Origin of the sequence: Microbacterium sp. NPDC056234 (genome assembly GCF_042267585.1) — a bacterium.
Lineage (GTDB): Bacteria > Actinomycetota > Actinomycetes > Actinomycetales > Microbacteriaceae > Microbacterium.
Genome location: NZ_JBHJTE010000001.1, coordinates 920,464 through 937,701, shown reverse-complemented (window position 1 = coordinate 937,701; position 17,238 = coordinate 920,464). Strand labels below are relative to the sequence as shown.

At 68.8% G+C, this 17,238-nt stretch carries 18 protein-coding genes; 4 read left to right on the top strand and 14 right to left on the bottom strand.

Going from position 1 to position 17,238, the window contains the following annotated elements:
• Positions 1-95 precede the first annotated feature (95 nt).
• From ACFCYE_RS04480 to ACFCYE_RS04445, 8 genes are all read right to left on the bottom strand, one after another.
• Positions 96-1,094 carry an NAD(P)-dependent alcohol dehydrogenase gene (locus ACFCYE_RS04480; RefSeq protein WP_376176652.1) on the bottom strand — a complete coding sequence of 333 codons (999 nt, stop codon included), beginning with the start codon at positions 1,092-1,094 and terminating at the stop codon, positions 96-98.
• Positions 1,091-1,324 carry a helix-turn-helix transcriptional regulator gene (locus ACFCYE_RS04475; RefSeq protein WP_376176650.1) on the bottom strand — a complete coding sequence of 78 codons (234 nt, stop codon included), beginning with the start codon at positions 1,322-1,324 and terminating at the stop codon, positions 1,091-1,093. Before ACFCYE_RS04475 ends, ACFCYE_RS04480 begins: the two co-directional genes overlap by 4 nt.
• Positions 1,324-1,758 (bottom strand): hypothetical protein, encoded by a 435-nt coding sequence (locus ACFCYE_RS04470; RefSeq protein WP_376176648.1) that lies wholly within the window; start codon positions 1,756-1,758, stop codon positions 1,324-1,326. The genes ACFCYE_RS04475 and ACFCYE_RS04470 overlap by 1 nt, the downstream gene beginning before the upstream one ends.
• Positions 1,759-1,932: 174 nt before the next feature.
• Positions 1,933-5,598 carry a proline dehydrogenase family protein gene (locus tag ACFCYE_RS04465; protein WP_376176646.1) on the bottom strand — a complete coding sequence of 1,222 codons (3,666 nt, stop codon included), beginning with the start codon at positions 5,596-5,598 and terminating at the stop codon, positions 1,933-1,935.
• Positions 5,599-5,664: 66 nt separating this feature from the next.
• Positions 5,665-6,222 (bottom strand): DUF4190 domain-containing protein, encoded by a 558-nt coding sequence (locus ACFCYE_RS04460; protein ID WP_376176644.1) that lies wholly within the window; start codon positions 6,220-6,222, stop codon positions 5,665-5,667.
• 15 nt (positions 6,223-6,237) lie between these two features.
• Positions 6,238-6,720, bottom strand: a complete 483-nt coding sequence (locus ACFCYE_RS04455; RefSeq protein WP_376176643.1) for a hypothetical protein — start codon at positions 6,718-6,720, stop codon at positions 6,238-6,240.
• Positions 6,717-7,250: a hypothetical protein gene (locus ACFCYE_RS04450; protein WP_376176642.1), complete on the bottom strand. Its 534-nt coding sequence runs from the start codon at positions 7,248-7,250 to the stop codon at positions 6,717-6,719. Before ACFCYE_RS04450 ends, ACFCYE_RS04455 begins: the two co-directional genes overlap by 4 nt.
• Positions 7,251-7,328: 78 nt before the next feature.
• A complete protein-coding gene (locus ACFCYE_RS04445; RefSeq protein ID WP_376176640.1) occupies positions 7,329-8,027 on the bottom strand; it encodes a hypothetical protein in 699 nt (232 codons plus the stop codon).
• A gap of 121 nt (positions 8,028-8,148) precedes the next feature.
• On the opposite strand from ACFCYE_RS04445, the gene ACFCYE_RS04440 reads away from it, so the two are divergent.
• From ACFCYE_RS04440 to ACFCYE_RS04430, 3 genes are read left to right on the top strand one after another with little or no spacing between them, the layout of a single operon-like run.
• On the top strand, positions 8,149-8,847 hold the full coding sequence (locus ACFCYE_RS04440; protein WP_376176638.1) for a hypothetical protein: 699 nt from the start codon (positions 8,149-8,151) through the stop codon (positions 8,845-8,847).
• Positions 8,844-9,392 carry a hypothetical protein gene (locus ACFCYE_RS04435; RefSeq protein ID WP_376176636.1) on the top strand — a complete coding sequence of 183 codons (549 nt, stop codon included), beginning with the start codon at positions 8,844-8,846 and terminating at the stop codon, positions 9,390-9,392. Before ACFCYE_RS04440 ends, ACFCYE_RS04435 begins: the two co-directional genes overlap by 4 nt.
• Positions 9,377-9,937, top strand: coding sequence for a hypothetical protein (locus tag ACFCYE_RS04430; protein ID WP_376176634.1), 561 nt, complete (start codon positions 9,377-9,379; stop codon positions 9,935-9,937). The genes ACFCYE_RS04435 and ACFCYE_RS04430 overlap by 16 nt, the downstream gene beginning before the upstream one ends.
• Here ACFCYE_RS04430 and ACFCYE_RS04425 read toward each other — a convergent pair.
• Both ACFCYE_RS04425 and ACFCYE_RS04420 read right to left on the bottom strand, forming a co-directional pair.
• The gene (locus tag ACFCYE_RS04425; RefSeq protein WP_376176632.1) at positions 9,901-11,181 is read right to left on the bottom strand and encodes a hypothetical protein; all 1,281 of its coding nucleotides are present in this window, start codon (positions 11,179-11,181) and stop codon (positions 9,901-9,903) included. The genes ACFCYE_RS04430 and ACFCYE_RS04425 overlap by 37 nt on opposite strands.
• Positions 11,182-11,207: 26 nt before the next feature.
• On the bottom strand, positions 11,208-11,768 hold the full coding sequence (locus tag ACFCYE_RS04420) for a thioesterase family protein (protein WP_376176630.1): 561 nt from the start codon (positions 11,766-11,768) through the stop codon (positions 11,208-11,210).
• 87 nt (positions 11,769-11,855) lie between these two features.
• Between ACFCYE_RS04420 and ACFCYE_RS04415 the strand changes: the two genes are divergently transcribed.
• Positions 11,856-12,362 (top strand): GNAT family N-acetyltransferase, encoded by a 507-nt coding sequence (locus tag ACFCYE_RS04415; protein ID WP_376176629.1) that lies wholly within the window; start codon positions 11,856-11,858, stop codon positions 12,360-12,362.
• Between the two features lie 159 nt (positions 12,363-12,521).
• On the opposite strand, the gene ACFCYE_RS04410 is transcribed toward ACFCYE_RS04415, so the two are convergent.
• The 4 genes from ACFCYE_RS04410 to ACFCYE_RS04395 form a co-directional block, all read right to left on the bottom strand.
• Positions 12,522-13,679 (bottom strand): acetyl-CoA C-acetyltransferase, encoded by a 1,158-nt coding sequence (locus tag ACFCYE_RS04410; protein WP_376176627.1) that lies wholly within the window; start codon positions 13,677-13,679, stop codon positions 12,522-12,524.
• A 23-nt stretch (positions 13,680-13,702) separates the two neighbouring features.
• Complete coding sequence (locus ACFCYE_RS04405; protein WP_376176625.1) at positions 13,703-15,268, bottom strand: cytochrome b/b6 domain-containing protein; 1,566 nt, start codon at positions 15,266-15,268, stop codon at positions 13,703-13,705.
• A 181-nt stretch (positions 15,269-15,449) separates the two neighbouring features.
• Positions 15,450-16,421: an electron transfer flavoprotein subunit alpha/FixB family protein gene (locus ACFCYE_RS04400; protein ID WP_376176623.1), complete on the bottom strand. Its 972-nt coding sequence runs from the start codon at positions 16,419-16,421 to the stop codon at positions 15,450-15,452.
• A 2-nt stretch (positions 16,422-16,423) separates the two neighbouring features.
• Positions 16,424-17,200, bottom strand: a complete 777-nt coding sequence (locus tag ACFCYE_RS04395) for an electron transfer flavoprotein subunit beta/FixA family protein (protein WP_376176622.1) — start codon at positions 17,198-17,200, stop codon at positions 16,424-16,426.
• Positions 17,201-17,238 lie beyond the last annotated feature (38 nt).

Below are 17,238 nucleotides of genomic sequence, written 5' to 3'. Positions count from 1 at the left end.
AGGCGGGGAAGATGCGACACGGGCACGCCAGATGCCATTGTGTCACCCGCCGCTGAGAACGCGCCAGATTTGCGCGCCATGCCGCGCTGACCCGTTCAGGCGCCGCGCACCACGACCTTGCCGACGGTGTGCCCCGCTTCGATCTGCACGAGGGCGGCGGACGCTTCGGTGAACGCGTACTCCCGCTCGATCACGGGGACCAGACGACCCTCGTCCACGAGCGCGAGCAGCTTCTGCAGCACCTCCGGCCGCGCGGTCGCCGCGAGTGAGCGGATCCGGCGGCGCGAACCGATGGACAGGAACGCTGCCGCGAGCATCCTCGGGATGGGACCGAGGACGCGACCGCCCTCGCCGCCGATGAGGATGACGGAGCCGCCCGGCGCGAGGAGCCGTTGCAGCTGCCGGAGGGGCACACCGCCGACGATGTCGATCACGGCGTGGAAGTGGGCGGCCGGGAGCCCGGCGACCGGAGACTGTCGATGGTCGATCGTGCGGGTTGCACCGAGCCGGCTGACGAGGGCCGCGCTGCGCGCCCCGGCCGATGCCCAGACCTCTGCGCCGCGCAGCGCGGCCAGTTGCACGGCGAACGTGCCGACGCCGCCGGATGCGCCGAGGATGAGCACCCGCGGCGACGCATCGTCGTCGATGCCGATCTCCGCGAGATCGAGGGCCTGCCATGCCGTGCCGGCCGAGATCGGCAGAGTCGCGGCGAGTGCCGGAGCGACCGCGGGCGGCCGTGGCACCAGGCGTGACTCGGGCGCGACCGCGTACGCGGCGAGCCCGCCTCCGCCCGGGAGCTCGACCACGACCTCCTCGCCGATCTCGGCGCCGATGACACCGGGACCGACAGCTGTCACCGTGCCGGCCACGTCCATGCCGCGCACCGGCTGCTTCGGGCGGCGCAGGCCGAAGATCGGTCGGACCAGCAGCGGGTCGCCGTGCAGGATGTGCCGGTCACCGGCGTTGAGAGCCGTCGCGCGCACCCGGATCACCACCTCACCCCTGCCCGGCGTCGGAACCGGGATCTCGGCGGGTACCGTCCCCCTGGCCGGCCCGTACGTCTCGCGCTGCCACGCCGTCATCGTCTCGGTCATGTCGGGCCTCCGGAGTTCTGGTCGGGGTACTGGAAGATGTCGTCGAGCCCTACACCGAACGAGTGGGCTATCTGGAATGCCAGCTCGAGCGTCGGCGAGTACTTGCCCTGCTCGATCGCGATGAGCGTCTGGCGCGTGACGCCGATGCGGCGGGCGAGTTCGGCCTGGGTGAGACCGAACCGTTCGCGCTCGGCGCGGATCGTGTTCGTGACGCGGGTGGGTTTGACCATCAGGCCAGCCCCCGGCGGTAGGCGATGACCCTGGCGATCCCGCCGATGATCGCGGAGACCGCGAAACCGGCGAACATCGTGTTCGCGATCCAGAACACGTCGGCACCGATGGCGCAGAGCGCGATCACGCCGAGCCCCGCGATCACGAGGAACGACTGCTCGACACGCGTGCCCATCTGACTGATGTCACGGTCACGCACATCGCTCTTACCCACGCCATCCGGATCCTTCGCCCCCGCCAACAGCCCCCACAGGATGCTGATGAGGATCGTCGCTGCGATGCTGATTCCGATCGTCCAGAGCATGAGGGGGAACCAGTCGACGTCCGTCAGCGGCCCACCGCCGGCGCTCTGCAGCACGACGATGACGTAACCGGTCATCGTGATGACGCTGACGACCAGGCTCGTCCAGACGTTGCGTTCTTCGTAGACCATGACCACGCCTCCGTGTAAAAGATTCTTTACACAGAACGTACGCCCGCGGCATTCAGATGTCAAGAATTCTTTACACCCCCTCGTGTTCGAATCGCCTTGTGTGCTCGAAACCCCGGCTTCTGACGCAGACACAGCGATTCGAACTCCCGGGGCGGGGTCGAGGTCCGGACGGGGTCAGATGACGCCGGCGCTCCAGTCGTCGGGCTGACCGAACCGGTGTGCGGTGATCGAGACGGACTGCTCATGCAGGAAGGTCAGCAGCTCGATACGTCCGGCCGAGGTGACCTCGCCGTCGAACACCGCCACATCGGGGTCGCCGGAGATCCCCTCGGCGAGCAGCCGATGAAGATCGGCGACGGCCGCGCGCGATCCGACCAGCCGCACGCGCGGCGGGCGCGGCCGCGCATCGAGCTCCGGAAGCTCCAGCGGCGAGGTCTGCGACATCCGCTGCACCCACTCGTCGTCCGATTCGACCGCGACGGCCGCGCCGAGCTCGGTGAGCGATCGGCGGACCTCCGCCGGCACCCCCACCGGCGTGGAGACGAAGAATCCGGCACCACTGCGGATCGCCGCGACGATGACGCGCAGCAGTTCATGCCACCCGGCATCCGCCGTCGCCCTGATCGAGACCGCGACGGGGCGATAGCGGAACAGATTCCGCTCGACCCCGAGCCGTGACACGTCGCGCACCTGGCCGAACTCGCGATCCCAGGCGATCGCGTCGGACAGCGCAGCGCGACGCAACCATTCGAACCGTTCGAAGTCCAGCGACGGCTGCGCGGATTCGATGAGGTCGGTGATCCTCGCATCGAGCCCGCGCAGATGCAGCGTGCTCGACTCCGGGCCCCCGCTGCTCGCGCGCCACGCCCCGAGGCCGATCAAATGGTTCGGTCCGCCCGCCTTCGCGCCGGGGCCGATCGACGAGCGCTTCCATCCGCCGAACGGCTGACGCTGCACGATCGCGCCCGTGATGCCGCGGTTCACGTAGAGGTTGCCCGCCTGGACGCGCTCCAGCCAGAGCGCCAGCTCCTCGGGGTCGCGCGTATGCAACCCCGCGGTGAGACCGTACGCGACCTCGTTCTGCAGGTCGATCGCGCGTTCCAGCGTCGGCGCGTGCATGATGCCGAGCACGGGTCCGAAGAACTCCTCGCGGTGGAACCTCGAGCCGGGGAGCACACCCGCACGGATGCCGGGGCTCCACAGCCGCCCGCTCGCATCCCCCGCCACCGGCGCGGGACGGACGATCCAGCGCTCGTCCTGCTCCAGCTCGCTCAGCGCCCAGGCGAGTTTGCCCTGCGGCGGTTCGATCACCGGCCCGACATCGACCCGCGGCTCGGTCGGCCACCCCACGCGCAGCGAGCGCGTGGCGTCGGCGAGCTGTCGCGCGAAGCGCTGCGAGCGTCCGACCGGTCCGACCAGGATCGCGAGGGATGCCGCGGAGCACTTCTGCCCGGCATGCGAGAACGCGCTGCGCACGAGATCGCCGACTGCGAGATCGATGTCGGCGGACGACGTGACGATGATCGCGTTCTTGCCGCTCGTCTCCGCGTGCAGCGGCAGGTCGGGACGCCACGATCGGAACAGCTCGGCCGTCTCCCACGACCCGGTCAGCACGACTCTGTCGACATCCGGATGCGTGATGAGCGCCTGCCCGAGCGGACCCTCCGGGATGTCCGCGAGCGCGAGCACGTCGCGGGGGATGCCGGATTGCCACAGCGCCTCGGCGATCACCGCAGCGCACCGGCGCGCCGGCGGCGCCGGCTTCAGCACGACGCCGGAGCCCGCGGCGAGCGCGGCCAGCACTCCGCCGGCCGGGATGGCGAGCGGGAAGTTCCACGGGGGCGCGACGACGGTCACACGGGAGGGGACGAAGGTCGCCCCGGGGACGGCATCCAGTTCGCGTGCCTTGGCGCCGTAGAAGCGCGCGAAGTCGACCGCCTCGCTGACTTCGATGTCGCCCTCGGACAGCAGTTTGCCCGTCTCATCCGCGGCGACCTCGATGAGCTCTGCGCGTCGCGATTCCAGCGCGACCGCGGCGCGCATCAGCGCCTCGGCGCGCTCCGCTGCGGGCCGCGATCCCCAGGCCTCGCCGGCGCGACGCACACCGGCCACGATGACGTCCACCTCCGACTCACTCGTCACTCCGGCTGCTCGCACCGCGCCGATTCCGGCGGTCGAACCGCTGATGCGGGAGCGGATGCCACGGGCCCACTCGCGATTCGCCGCGAGTGACAGATCGGTATCAGGAGTGTTCGTGAAGCCGGGCGCACCACCGGCAGCCGGAGCGGCCTCCAGTTGCGAGTAGACCGCCGTCTCGACGAAGGGATCGTCCTCCGAGCCGCGGGAGATCCCGAGCACGATGTTCGTCAGGTCGGTCTCGACGACAGGCGCCGGCGGCGGCGTGCGCACGGATTCGTGCACGGGCGCACGGCGGTCCTGCGTGCGGTGGGACGTCGACCGCACGGTGCGCTGCGCTGCCCGCTCGAGCGCGTCGAGGAAGCGGTCCTGCTCCCGGACGAACAGCGTCTCGTCCTCCGCGAGGCGGAACGCCGCCGAGAGGAAGTTCGCCGGCTCCGCGCTCTCCTCCAGCCGACGCGCGAGATACGCGATCGCGACGTCGAATTCACGCGGGTGGACGACGGGGACGTACAGCCGCACCGGACCGACGTCCTTCGACACGGCGCGTCGGTGTCCCTCAGCCATACCGAGCAGCATCTCGAACTCGACATCCGGGCTCCTGCCTCCGAGCTCGTCCGCCGGCGTCGAGAGTCCGCGTTCGCCGGCGAGCAGGCTCGCGTAGGCGATGTCGAACAGGTTGTGCCCGGCTACGCCGATGCGCACGGCTGCGATGTTCTCCGGCTGCAGCGCTTCGTCGAGCAGGCGCAGGTGGTTGGCGTCCGTGAGGAGCTTTCCGTCATAGGGGGCCTGCGGCCAGCCGTGCATCACGGCATCCACGCGCTCCATCGGCAGGTTCGCGCCCTTCACCAGCCGGACCTTGATGCGCGCTCCGCCGTGTTCGACACGTTCGCGCGCCCACGCCGTGAGCTCTCGGAGGGCCGGCAGCGCATCCGGCAGGTACGCCTGCAGCACGAGGCCCGCCTCCAGGTGCGCGAGCCGCGGATCCTCGAGGATGCGGGTGAACACCGCGATCGTCAGATCGAGGTCGCGGTACTCCTCCATGTCCAGATTGATGAACACGCCGTGCTCGAGCGCGGTGACGTAAAGAGGCAGGAGGCGTGCGGCTGCGGCATCCACGACCTCGTCGAAGGACCACGGATCAGGCCTGCTGAGGATCGACGAGACCTTGACCGAGACGTAGTCGACATCCGGGCGTCGGATCAGATCGTGGATGCCGTCGAGACGGCGCTTGGCCTCGGATTCGCCGAGCACTGCCTCGCCGAGCAGATTGATGTTGAGGGTCGCGCCGCTCTCGCGGATGCGTCCGATCTCGGATCCGAGCTTCGACGGGCGCGCGTCGACGATCAGATGACCCACCATCTCGCGCAGCGCCCGCCGGGCGATGGGCACGGTCGGAGTCGGGAGCGCCTGGGCGATCCCGCCGCCGACGCGCACGGCACCACGCAGGTACCACGGGAGGAACCCCGGGACGTCGGGGGCGATCCGATGCAGCTGGGCGGCGGCGGCGCTCAGGCTCTCGGGCCGAAGCACGCCGTCCACGAACCCGAGGGTGAAGGCGAGACCTCGTTCGTCGCGCAGCACTTCGGCGAGCCGTTGGGCCGCCGGGTCCGGTTCGACGATCGCGGCCTCGGCGACCCAGCGTCGGACGAGCGCGACGGCGCGCTCGGCCAGAGGATCGGACGACACGGGTGAGACGGCCATGGCCACAGCCTATGAGCGCGCCGGCCGTCTCCCGCTGAGGCACAGCGAACGGCGCCGTGTCGGTGTTCAGCTCGGGTCGGGGATCTCCTGGACCGAGCTGTGGACGCCGGCACTCGAGGAGTAGGAGTCCTCGACGGCGATCGGGATGAGCACGGCGATGATGAGCGTCATCACGAGTGCGATAAGGAAGCCGACGCCCGAGAGCACGAGTCCGGTGATCGAGAGCGGACGCCCCTGACGGCGACGGACGGCGATGATGCCGACCACGATGCCTGCGATGGCGACGATGAGGCCGATGAACGGGATCCACGCGGTCACGAATGCTGCGATACCGAGGATCAGTGCGGTGATCGCGAGGCCGCCCGGTCCGGGTGCCGCAGCGGACGGCGGCCCGACGTACGCAGACGGCGCGCCATAGCCGGAGGCGTACGGTGCGGCGTTGCCGAGCTGCTGGTCACCCGGTGCGCCGGTCGGCGGGTAGACCACTGGAATGGTCGGATCCGGGTAGGCGCCACCGGCGGGCGACGCGCCCGGATAACCCGCGCCGGGGCTCGGCAGATGCGGTGCGGGCGGCGGCACATCCTGCCGAGGTGCATCCGGAGTGCGGTCGGTGTTGTCGGTCATGGGATCTTCTCCGATTCAGCCGCGGGCGGGTGGCCAGGACAGGTCGAGCTCGCGCAGGACGTATGGGGCGGAAACGGTGTCCGTGAGGAAATAGGCGTAGAACACCTCGGCGGCCTCATCCGCGGTGAACACCTCGTTCGGGAACACCTTCGTACTGTGTCGCCCATCATCCCACCGGATGACCTCGGTGGGGTCTCCGGTCTGCTCACCGGGCTTGCCGACTGTGTACTGATGCGGCGTTCCGTCCGCATCGAGCGTGCGCACCTCGATCGTCAGCACCTCTGCGGAACCTGCGCACTGCATGTACTCGTCGGACAGCGGGATGTCGTCCAGCAGGTCAGCGCCCTCTGGCGCACGCCACAGGCTGTAGGCCCAGAATGATGAGCCGTTCATGCGGTTCAGCGAGAAGCGGATCGCCTCCGGATACGGCCGCATCGTGTCGATGAGCGGCCCTCGGCTCACTCCGTTCGATTCCACGACATGCGTTCGTCGAGTCATTCCACCTTCTCCAAAATCACCTGAATGATCTCGATGCGTTCACCATCGAGGATCGCGCCGGCGGGCCTGTCTCTACTAACGGTACCGTCGAACAAACGCTGTGCGGGGTCGCGGGTGGCTGTTCCGCTCTTGACTTCGACACCCGTGTACGTGCCATCCGGGTTCTTGAACAGCCCGTCGTAGTAGCGCGGCTGATCGGTCGATACACCCGGCTTTCGGACGCCGGGGATCGTGGCCCGAACCTGATCCCTGATGACGTCGACGCCTTCCCTGTCCGCCACCCGGTCCAGGCCGACCTGCTCCCGGTCGGCCCATGGCCTGTTGCCGTCGCCGACGAACCGGCCCCGCTCATCCCTCCCATCGTTCCGCCCGGTTCCCGCGTTCGAATCAGATTCTCCGCCGGCTTCCGTCGAACGACGCGGGTTCGACGCATCCGGAGCATCGGGCTTGTCGTCGAAATGATCGACGTTCTCGACCCCATCGCGGTTGGTGCCCTGTCTCCCCTTCATGTTGCGCGGGACGCCGCCCAACGGCCGAAGGGCAGGTGCCAGATCATCGACTGAGTTCTGCATCGCATCCTTGATCGCGTCCGCTCTCCCAGACATGCGTCAGCTTCCCGAGAGGTTCAGGCCGGACAGATCGACCATCAGTCGATCGATCAGCGTGTCGATATCGGTCGCGTGCATCTCCATCTCGTCCTCCGCCTGTTCGAGTGCCTGCAGATCCGCGTAGAACTCGTCCGTGTCTCCGACGACCGCCTCGACCAGCGGCGCGTCCAGCGCCGCCATCACGATCCCCGGCAGTTCGCCCGCGAGGGGTTCGATCATCATCGGCAGGAGCTGGTTCATCGCCTCCTCGACAGCGATGTCGACAGCCGCGTTCAGCAGCTTCTTCTTGATGATCATCATCGGCCCGGCGCCCACCGCTGTGATCGGGTTCGTGAGCATCCCGACCAGAGTGATCATGGTGAGCGTCACGTCCGCGATCACCTTGATCTTCAGCCCCAGGATCACGCCCGCCGCGATGTCCGTCGCTGCGGGCACGGGCTCCAGAAGGTCCAGCATCCGCTGCAGGTTCTGCGATCTGTTCGCGTTCCACGCGCTCACGAATGCGGGACCGGCCTGCCCGCGCATCGCTGCCGCCAGATCGCCGTTGACCTTCCTGTCGACGGCCTGGATCTTCCCCTCGAGTTCGCCCCGGAACGTCCCGATGATGTCTCCGCCACGGCGGAGTTCATCCTCGTCCACATCCGGCCATTCGAAGCCGAGCTTCTCCATGATCCAGATCAGCTCATCCGGCAACATCATCCCCACGACACACCTCCGACCACCGAGAGTAGCCAGACGACGAAGATCCGACCATGGGCAGCACTGCCCGTGCGGCATCGTCGTGTTTCACCGTGACCCGCCGGAACTCTAGGATGTTGCCGTGACTCGGTCGGGGGCAGCGCAGGGGGCGGTCGACGCCGCCTTGGCGTCCGCGTCCTCGACAGCGCCTGCAGGAACGGATGCCCAGCCGAAGAAATGGGTCTCCGCCGTCACCTCCCGCGTCTCCACGAAGTGGATCGGCGGCACCGCGACAGTGCTCATCCTCGGTGCGACCGCCGCGTTCGGCGGCCTCGGGGCCGTGCCCGAACCGCCGCTGCCCGAGGTCGCCGCCGGGGACACCTTCACCGGGGCCGGGTGGGAGATGACCCCGCAGCGCGCTGTGCTCATCGATGAGCTCAACGAGACGGGTGTCCGGCCGAAGGAAGGCGAGCGCCTGCTCGTGGTCGTCATGGACGTCACCAACGTCGACGATGCGGCGCGCCAGTCGAGCTCGTCGGCGGAGGGATCGCTCTCCGCGATCCGCGTCGAGGACGCGCCCGACATCGCTCCGATGATCGCACGATACGACGACACGACCCTCTACCCTTGGCTGCAGCCCGGCGTGCCGGCGCAACTCGTGCTGACCTGGGCGATCCCCGCCTCCGGTTTCGCCGGCGGCGATGACATCCGTGTGGCCCTGCCCACCGCGACCGAATACACCGGTGAGTTCTTCGTGTACGGCGAGTACTGGGACGACGAGCAGATCGGTGCACACGCCACCCTTCCCCTCGACGACGTCGGTGCGGGGGTGGAGGAGTGAAGCGCGCGACCCCCTGGCTGATCACCGCCGCCCTCCTGGTCGGAGCGTGGCTGGTCGCGCTCGTCACCCCCGACGACAGCGCCTCCGTCGAGCCCTTCATCGTCCCGGTGACCATAGACGAGGCGGCGGCGGGCCGCGACTTCACGGTGACGGTGCGGGATGTGACCCTCGCAGACAAGGTGTCCGGGTCGGGGGGCTGGAGTGCCGAGGGGACCTGGCTGGTGGTCGAACTGGACGCCGAGGCGAACGTCGACCAGTTCGGAATGAGCTTCAGGGGCGCGACGTTGATCATCGACGACCAGTCGTTCCGTGCGAGCGAGCGCACGGAGTCGTTCCTCTCGACGCAGCTGGTGACGGGCGTGTCGCAGAGCGGAGCACTCGCGTTCGAGCTCCCCGAGGACGCACGCGAGCGCACAGGCGTCCTGCAGCTCTCCGCGAATGCCGACACCCGTGCCGACTCGGTCGCGGAACTCGAGATCGATCTCAGCGCGCTCACTCCGGTCGCGGACGCCGAGGTGCGTGAAACCGAATGGACGCACCCGTGACCGGCTGGTGGCGGCGCAACCGCCTCGCGCTCATCGCTCTGGCGGTCCTCGTCCCGGTGACGACCGCGACCCTCGTCGGCGTCGCGTGGTCCCGGTACTACCTGTACGAGCCGACGATCCCCAAGGATGCCGCCGAGGGAGAGACCGTCGAACTCGCCGAAGCCACGTGGGGTCCGGTGCGGGCTGTCGATGTCACCGATGGCGGAGAGCTCACGGCGCCATCGGATGCCCGGGTGATCGCCGTGGCTGTGCCGGTGGACCCGCACGGCGATTCGCCGTCCTGCTTCTCCCCCGTCCTGGTCGAGCAGGACACCGGGCGACGCTGGGAGGAGATGACGACCGAACTCGGCATCCCCTACTCGTCCGAGGAGCCGACCAGCTGCACGAAACCCGAGGAGGACGAGAACGGCGACCCTGGGCCGATCGTCCCGTACGAGATCATCGTCGGCTACATCGTGCCCGAAGACGCCGAAGGACCTTTCTGGGTCGAAGTTTCCGAGATCGATTCCTATCCGTCGTTCATCAGGTTCTCGGTCGAGCCCTGACCCCCCGTCGGAGTGGTCGCCGCTTCGACGATCCGGTACCGGCGCAACGCACCGAGAGAGGTGTCGTACGCCCCCGCGACGACGCTGATACGGATCGGCTCGATGATGAGGGCGACGACGACGACCAGGGCGTCGCTGACGACCAACCAGAAATCGACGCGGCTCTGCGGCCCGATGATCCGGGTGATGAGGTAGTCCAACGTCGTGTCGCCGGCGAGCACGATGGTGTAGAGCAGAATGAACGTCCCGATGAGCAGTGGCCCGGCACGCCACATCAGCACGATCGCGTCGATGATCGGGGTGAAGCGCGACGTGAACTCGGCACCGAGCTGCCCCAGCATGCGACGCAGCAGAGTAGGGACCTTCTCCACATGCGTGCGCGCCCGCTTGTACAGCGCGATGTCGAGTTTCGGCTTCTCGGCCGCGATCGCCTGGCCGTAGATGACACCGGCGATCGCGAGCCAGGCGAGCGGCTCGACCACGAGCCCGGCGAGCTGCCCGATGAACCACTCGACGCCATCCCACACCCACGCGACGGGGATGAGCTGCGCGCTGACCCACTCGCGGAAGTCGAGGGCCCATTGGATGCCGACGCGGGTATCCACCCAGCCGTTCACCGCCTCGAGAGCATCCTTGATGACCATGATCGAGAGCAGGACCCAGACGGCCTCCAGGTACACCGCGAGCACGGAGAACGGAGCAGGGAGCTTCTTCGGCCATTTCTTCCACGCCCATCGCCCCGCGAACGCCACGACGATCAGCACGCCCGTGACGGCATCCAGAGTCAGATTGCTGCCGACCGCTCCGCTCGGCGCCTCGGTCTGGTTCGCGATGGCCTGCCAACTGATGTCGCTGCGCACCTGGAGTGCGCGGAAGTCGTACGCGATCACGTCGTCCTGCAGCATCCCCCACGCGGCATACACCGCGAAGAACGGCAGGATGCTGGCGAGCAGCGTGTTGAGGAACGTCGCACGCCGTTCGGCCGCCGCCTGCGGCACCGGTGCGATCGCCTGCAGCTCGCGGAGCCCGTCGCGGACGACGAGGAACATGGCGACGAAAGCGATCAGCCGTGCCAGGATCGCCAGCGGAAGCAGAAGGATGCCGCCGGTGGGGGTATAGGCACCGACATACCCGGCGAGTTGGATCAGCGCGAAATGCAGCAGGTACCCCGCCAGATACCAGGCGACGAGCGCAGGCCAGTGCCCGGCGAGCACGCGCCAGGTGGAGGCGAGGAGGGTCAGCACGAAGCCACGTTAGCGCTCCGGCCGCGTCACGACCAGACGCTCGGCGCATCGGCACGCGTCGACGGCAGCGCAGACGCCACAGCCCACTCGTGCATCCACGGCTCGACATCCGGGAGCCCCTCCGGGCGGCCGACCGCGGCGAAGAGCTCCTGGTGCGAGAGCGTCCCGCCGCTTCTCTTGAGCATCCGCGCCCGGACGATCACGCGGGCGTAGATCTCGCCGCCGACGACAGCACGATGCTCCATGTAGATCGCCTTGTCGTCGTGACCGAGCAGGCGCGACTCGATGTCGAAGCGCTGCCAGAGCTCGAGCGACTTGCGGAACGTCACCGTCTCGGCGGAGACGACCGCGTACCAGCCGTTGCGCTTCATGACGTCGCTCATGCCGGTGCGCACGAGCAGATCCCACCTTCCGAGGTCGAACAGCGACAGGTAGCGCCCGTTGTTCATGTGCCGCAGCACGTCGATGTCGGTCGGCAGCGTGGTCAGCCTGATGCGTCCGACCTCGGTCGGCGCGATGCGCCCTTCGCGCCGCACGCGGCGTCGCGCGCTCCACATCACGAGCAGGGTCCGCCAGATCACGTTCACAAGGTGCGAGCGTACCGCCCCCGCGTGTGCGCTCTTCTACAACCGGTAGATTTCCGGTTCCCCCGACCCGCGCGTAGAGTCACGGGCATGAGCGCCGAAGCCCAGCCAGAAGTCATCGTCCGTCCGGTCCGTGATGTGGATGCGGAGGCTCTGGGTCGTGTGCACGCACAGTGCTGGCACGAGACCTACGACCACCTGATCAGCAAGGCAGCACTCGAGAAGGTCTCGCCTCGGCGGCTCGCCGAGCTGTGGACTCACTGGGCCGTCCAGGGCCCTGAGTTCAAGATGAGCGCAGCGCTCGTCGACGGAGAGATCGTCGGTTTCGTCGGATCCGGCCCTGCACGCGACAAGGATGCTCCCGCGAACCGCGAGCTCTACTTCATCTACCTGCTGGATGCCTGGCACTCCACCGGTCTCGGGCAGAAACTGTTCGACGCAGCAGTGGAGAAGGAAGAGCCGCTGTACCTGTGGGTCGCCGAGGACAACCCTCGCGCGCACCGCTTCTACACGCGCAACGGCTTCCACCTGGATGGCGCGACGCACACCGAGCCGTTCCTCGGCGAGACGCTGACCGAAGTCCGTTTCGTCCGCTGAGTTCAGCGGCCGCGGCATCCCGGAGTCCTGACGTCCCGGCGCCCGGCATCGGGGTCTGGAGACCTCTCGATACCTGCGAAACCCCGTCGTATCCACGTGGATACGACGGGGTTTCGCCGTTGCCGCGAGGTTTCGAGGACGGCGCGTGCACCCAGCGCCTCAACCTCGGAGACGCTCGATGATCGTGACGTTCGCGACTCCGCCGCCCTCGCACATCGTCTGAAGTCCGTAGCGACCTCCGGTGCGCTCGAGCTCGTTGAGCATGGTCGCCATCAGGCGCGTACCCGTCGCACCGATGGGATGCCCGAGCGCGATCGCGCCGCCGTTCACGTTCACCTTCTCGTGGGGCGCGCCCGTCTCGTGCATCCACGCCAGCACGACGGAGGCGAAGGCCTCGTTGACCTCGAACAGGTCGATGTCCTCGATATTCATGCCAGCGCGCGTCAAGGCGTGCTTCGTGGCGGGGATCGGCGCGGTGAGCATGAAGACCGGATCATCGCCGCGCACCGACAGGTGATGGATGCGGGCGCGCGGCGTGAGCCCGTGGTCCTTGACGGCCTGCTCGCCGGCGACCAGAACGGCGCTCGAGGCGTCGCTGATCTGCGACGCGACCGCCGCCGTCAGCCGCCCGTCGGGACGCAGCGGCTGCAGCCCCGCCATGCGTTCGAGCGTCGTGTCGCGGCGGACCCCCTCGTCCGCCGCGAGACCGTTCAGCGGCACGATCTCCTGGTCGAAGCGGCCGTCGTCCTGCGCGGCGGCCGCGCGCCGGTGGCTCTCGAGCGCGTAGTGCTCCATCGCCTCGCGCGTGATGTCCCACTTCTCGGCGATCAGCTCTGCACCGGCGAACTGCGAGATCTCCTGATCCGGATAGCGGGCCTGCCAGCCGGGCGACTCCGCGTAGGGCGTCGAGAATCCATATGCCTCACCGGCGGCGGCCGACGACAGGATCGGCAGCCGCGACATGTTCTGCAGTCCCCCCGCGATCACGAGATCGGCCGCGCCGCTCATCACGGCCTGTGCGGCGAAGTGCACAGCCTGCTGGCTGGAGCCGCATTGGCGGTCGATCGTCACGCCGGGCACGTGCTCGGGGAAACCAGCCACCAGAACGGCCGTGCGCCCCACGTTGCCGGCCTGTCCGCCGATCGCGTCGATCGCTCCGATGATGACGTCGTCGATCGCGCCGGGGTCGACGCCCACCCTGTCCACGAGTGCACGCAGGCTGTGCGCGCCGAGATCGGCCGGGTGGATGCCGGACAGCGAGCCACCCCGCTTGCCCACCGGTGACCGAACCGCGTCGACGATGTATGCCTCTGCCATGTTCTTCCTCCTCCGAGGTCGATTCAGCGCCCTGAGACGTTCCCGAAGCCCTTCGCGATCGGCGCGACGATCAGCGGTCGTGCGGCGAACCAGCCGATCGCGATCACCGCGAGCGACCCAATGAACACCCAGGCCCCGGTCCAGCTGACGAGGTCCTGCGACGCGTACATGTGGTTCAGGTTGCGCAGCGCCCCGGTCGCCATCACGAGGATGACGTGCACGACGATGAACGCGATGAAGTACAGCATCACCGGGAAGTGCACGGCGCGCGCCCACTCGACCGGGTACGCGCGGTTGAGCGTCTCGGCGTTCTTCGGCCAGATGCCGGACATCCGCACACCCGTGATCGTTGCCACCGGCGCCGCGATGAAGATCGTCGCGAAATAGGCCAGTTGCTGCAGGCTGTTGTAGTTCGTCCACCCGTTCTCGGTCGGCCAGTCCAGCGACACGTACTGCAGGCCGGCCGACAGCGCGTTGGGGAAGACCTCCCAGCTCGTCGGGACGACCCGCACCCAGTGCCCTGTCGTGAACAGCAGCACGACGAAGATCACGCCGTTGACGAGCCAGAGCACGTCCAGCGCCTGGTGCAGCCACAGCGTGAGGCTGATCTTGTTCTTCGGGTTGCGCCGCGAGGTCCAGAAGACCGTCGGACGCTTCTCGGTGCGCACCGTGAGACCGGTGCGGATGATCAGCACCATCAGGAACATGTTGAAGAAATGCTGCCACCCGACCCAGCCGGGGATGCCGGGTCGCGTCCCCTCCGGCAGGTGGTACTCGCCGGGGAACGCGGCCAGGAAGTCGATCATGACCGGCGTGCTGAGGATCGTGCGGACGAACGCGATGGCGGCGATGCCGAGGATGCCGAGTGCCGCGAGACCGAGCAGTCCGGCGATGGCCTGCGGCCACGTCGGTCGCTTCCCGGTTTCGGATGCCTGAACGGGCAGGTGCTTCGGGGCGACGCCGTGCCATACGGTGCGCGGAACCGCGAGCGGGACGGAGACGTCACGTCCGGCGGCCACGACCGGAACGGCAGACGCGCCGGATGTCGGACGTTCTCCCGCGGACGGTCCGACATCTGGTGCGTCGACCTCCGAAGCAGTGGAGGCGTCGGCCGCGTGGGGAGCGGCGGCGACCGGCGCGACGTCGGCCGTAGTGCTGGCGGTCGCAACGTCAGCGTCGCTCGTCGTCGCGGCAGGCGGCCGGATGGCGGCCGGCGCGGTGCCGGTCGGAGGCCAGGGCTCTCCGCCTGGCGTGCGGGGCAGCCCGCGGCGCAGCCCGCCCGGAGCGGTATCCCCGTCGGGTGCCACGGCAGCGTCCGTCGCGGCGACGGGCACCGCGGCATCCATCGTCTTCGGGAGCGCGTCTGCCGTCGTCGCTGCGGCGATGCCCGCGGTCGCGGCGGTCGCAGACGCCGTCGCGGCACTGGATGCGGCCCCCGCTGCAGCAGCGCCCGATGTCGCGGACGGCACCGAGTCGGCGGGCGGCCACGGCTCACCGCCGGGCGTACGAGGAAGACCGCGACGCAGCGAGCCGGACGAGGCAGGCGCCGAAGCGACGGCCGCGGCATCCACCGCGTGGGGGGCCGACACGCCAGATGTCGGACGGTTTCCGCCGGACGGTCCGACATCTGGTGTGTCGGCCCCCAAAGTGGGAACAGCGGGACCAGCGGCCGCCGCAGGCGCGACCGCTACCGGCTCCTCGTACGAGGAGTCGGCCGGAGGCCAGGGCTCTCCGCCCGGCACGCGTGGCAGTCCGCGGCGCAGCATCCGGTTACTTCCCTCGCGCTTCGAGCGCCTCGATCACCTGCGGCACGACGGCGAACACGTCTCCGACGATGCCGAAGTCGGCGATCTCGAAGATCGGCGCCTCGCCGTCCTTGTTGATCGCGACGATCGTCTTGGCGGTCTGCATGCCGGCGCGGTGCTGGATCGCGCCGGAGATGCCGAGCGCGACGTACAGCTGCGGCGACACCGAGACCCCGGTCTGGCCGACTTGATGCGCGTAGGGGATGTATCCGGCATCCACCGCGGCGCGGGACGCGCCCACAGCCGCACCGAGCGCGTCTGCCAGCTGTTCCACCAGCGCGAACTGCTCCTTCGAGCCCAGGCCGCGACCGCCCGACACGACGCGGGCCGCGCCGCGCAGATCCGGCCGGGAAGAGGCGACTTCGACGGCCTCGATCGGGCCGGCCGTCGCGGCGGGTGCACCGGAGCCGGTCACGACGAGCTCTTCGACCGTCGGCGAGGCGACGGCTTCGGCCCTGACATCGACGGCGCCCTGACGCACGGTGATGATCGGCGCGCCGTAGGTCGGCGCGGAATCCACCAGGTAGGCCCCGCCGTACACCGAGTGGTGCGCCACGATGCCTTCGTCGTCACGGGAGACGCCGACCGCGTCGACCGAAAGCGCATTCTTCGTGCGGACGGCGAGTCGCCCTGCGGCATCGCGACCCGTGATCGAGTTCGAGATGAGCACGGCGTCCGGGGACACCTTGTCGTACGCGGTCTGCAGCGCATCGACGATCGGCACGGTCAGCGCATCGTCGTCGACGGCGGCGGTGAGCACGACGGATGCTCCGGCTGCGGCGGCGGCATCCACGGCGCTCTGCGAGCCACCGGGGACGAGCGCGACCGGGCTGCCGACGGAAGAGGCGGCACCGATGAGTGCCGCCGTGCTGGCCGCGGCATCGCCGGTCGGCGTCACGTCGACGAGGACGAGGATCGGGTTCTCGGGGTAGCTCATGTTCACACCAGCCTGTTCTGCACGAGGAAGTCGACCAGCCGCGTGGCGGCGTCCCCCTCGTCGGTGATCTTGACGCCCGCCGCGCGCGGGGGCTTCTCTGCGACCGAGGTCATGATCGTCCGCGGTGCCGCACCAGGGCCCGCCGAGACGCCGAGGTCGGCGAGGGAGAGCACCTCCAGCGGCTTCTTCTTGGCCGCCATGATGCCCTTGAAATTCGGAAAGCGCGCATCCGGCAACGCCTCGGTGATCGAGATGACCGCCGGAAGGGATGCCGAGACGGGCTGCGATCCGGCGTCCGCGGCCCTCGTGCCGGAAACGGAATCGGCAGTGATCTCCACCGCGCTCAGGGCCGTGGCCAGCGCGAAGCCGAGGTGCTCGGCGAGCATCGCGGGGATGAGACCGGCCGATCCGTCCGTCGACAGGTTGCCGGTGATGACCAGGTCCGCGTCGCCGCGTCGGATCGCCGCAGCCAGGACCTCGGCCGTCAACCCCAGGTCAGCCCCGATGAGCTGCTCGTCCGCGATGTGCACGGCGGAGCCAGCACCGATCGCCAGTGCACGCCGCACGGATGCCGTGGACGACTCCGGTGCCATCGACAGGGCGACCACCTCGGTGCCCTCGTTCTTGCCCGCGTAGCTGAGTGCGACTTCGAGCGCCCGCTCGGTGATCTCGTCCAGGACGACATCACCGGCCGTGCGATCGGCAAGGCCTGTCTCCAGATTCAGCTTGCGATCGCCGTACGTGTCCGGCACCTCTTTGACCAGGACGAAGATCTTCATCGATTGCTCCTCACGACACTTCGATTCTAGTCCGGTGA

Bases quoted from the DNA above. Each gene is read 5' to 3' on its own strand.
- ACFCYE_RS04415 (WP_376176629.1), top strand. From the start codon at position 11,856: ATGAGCGCCGAAGCCCAGCCAGAAGTCATCGTCCGTCCGGTCCGTGAT.
- ACFCYE_RS04395 (WP_376176622.1), bottom strand. From the start codon at position 17,200: ATGAAGATCTTCGTCCTGGTCAAAGAGGTGCCGGACACGTACGGCGAT.
- ACFCYE_RS04465 (WP_376176646.1), bottom strand. From the start codon at position 5,598: ATGGCCGTCTCACCCGTGTCGTCCGATCCTCTGGCCGAGCGCGCCGTC.
- ACFCYE_RS04460 (WP_376176644.1), bottom strand. From the start codon at position 6,222: ATGACCGACAACACCGACCGCACTCCGGATGCACCTCGGCAGGATGTG.
- ACFCYE_RS04400 (WP_376176623.1), bottom strand. From the start codon at position 16,421: ATGAGCTACCCCGAGAACCCGATCCTCGTCCTCGTCGACGTGACGCCG.
- ACFCYE_RS04430 (WP_376176634.1), top strand. From the start codon at position 9,377: ATGGACGCACCCGTGACCGGCTGGTGGCGGCGCAACCGCCTCGCGCTC.
- ACFCYE_RS04480 (WP_376176652.1), bottom strand. From the start codon at position 1,094: ATGACCGAGACGATGACGGCGTGGCAGCGCGAGACGTACGGGCCGGCC.
- ACFCYE_RS04470 (WP_376176648.1), bottom strand. From the start codon at position 1,758: ATGGTCTACGAAGAACGCAACGTCTGGACGAGCCTGGTCGTCAGCGTC.
- ACFCYE_RS04475 (WP_376176650.1), bottom strand. From the start codon at position 1,324: ATGGTCAAACCCACCCGCGTCACGAACACGATCCGCGCCGAGCGCGAA.
- ACFCYE_RS04445 (WP_376176640.1), bottom strand. From the start codon at position 8,027: ATGATGTTGCCGGATGAGCTGATCTGGATCATGGAGAAGCTCGGCTTC.
- ACFCYE_RS04410 (WP_376176627.1), bottom strand. From the start codon at position 13,679: ATGGCAGAGGCATACATCGTCGACGCGGTTCGGTCACCGGTGGGCAAG.
- ACFCYE_RS04455 (WP_376176643.1), bottom strand. From the start codon at position 6,720: ATGACTCGACGAACGCATGTCGTGGAATCGAACGGAGTGAGCCGAGGG.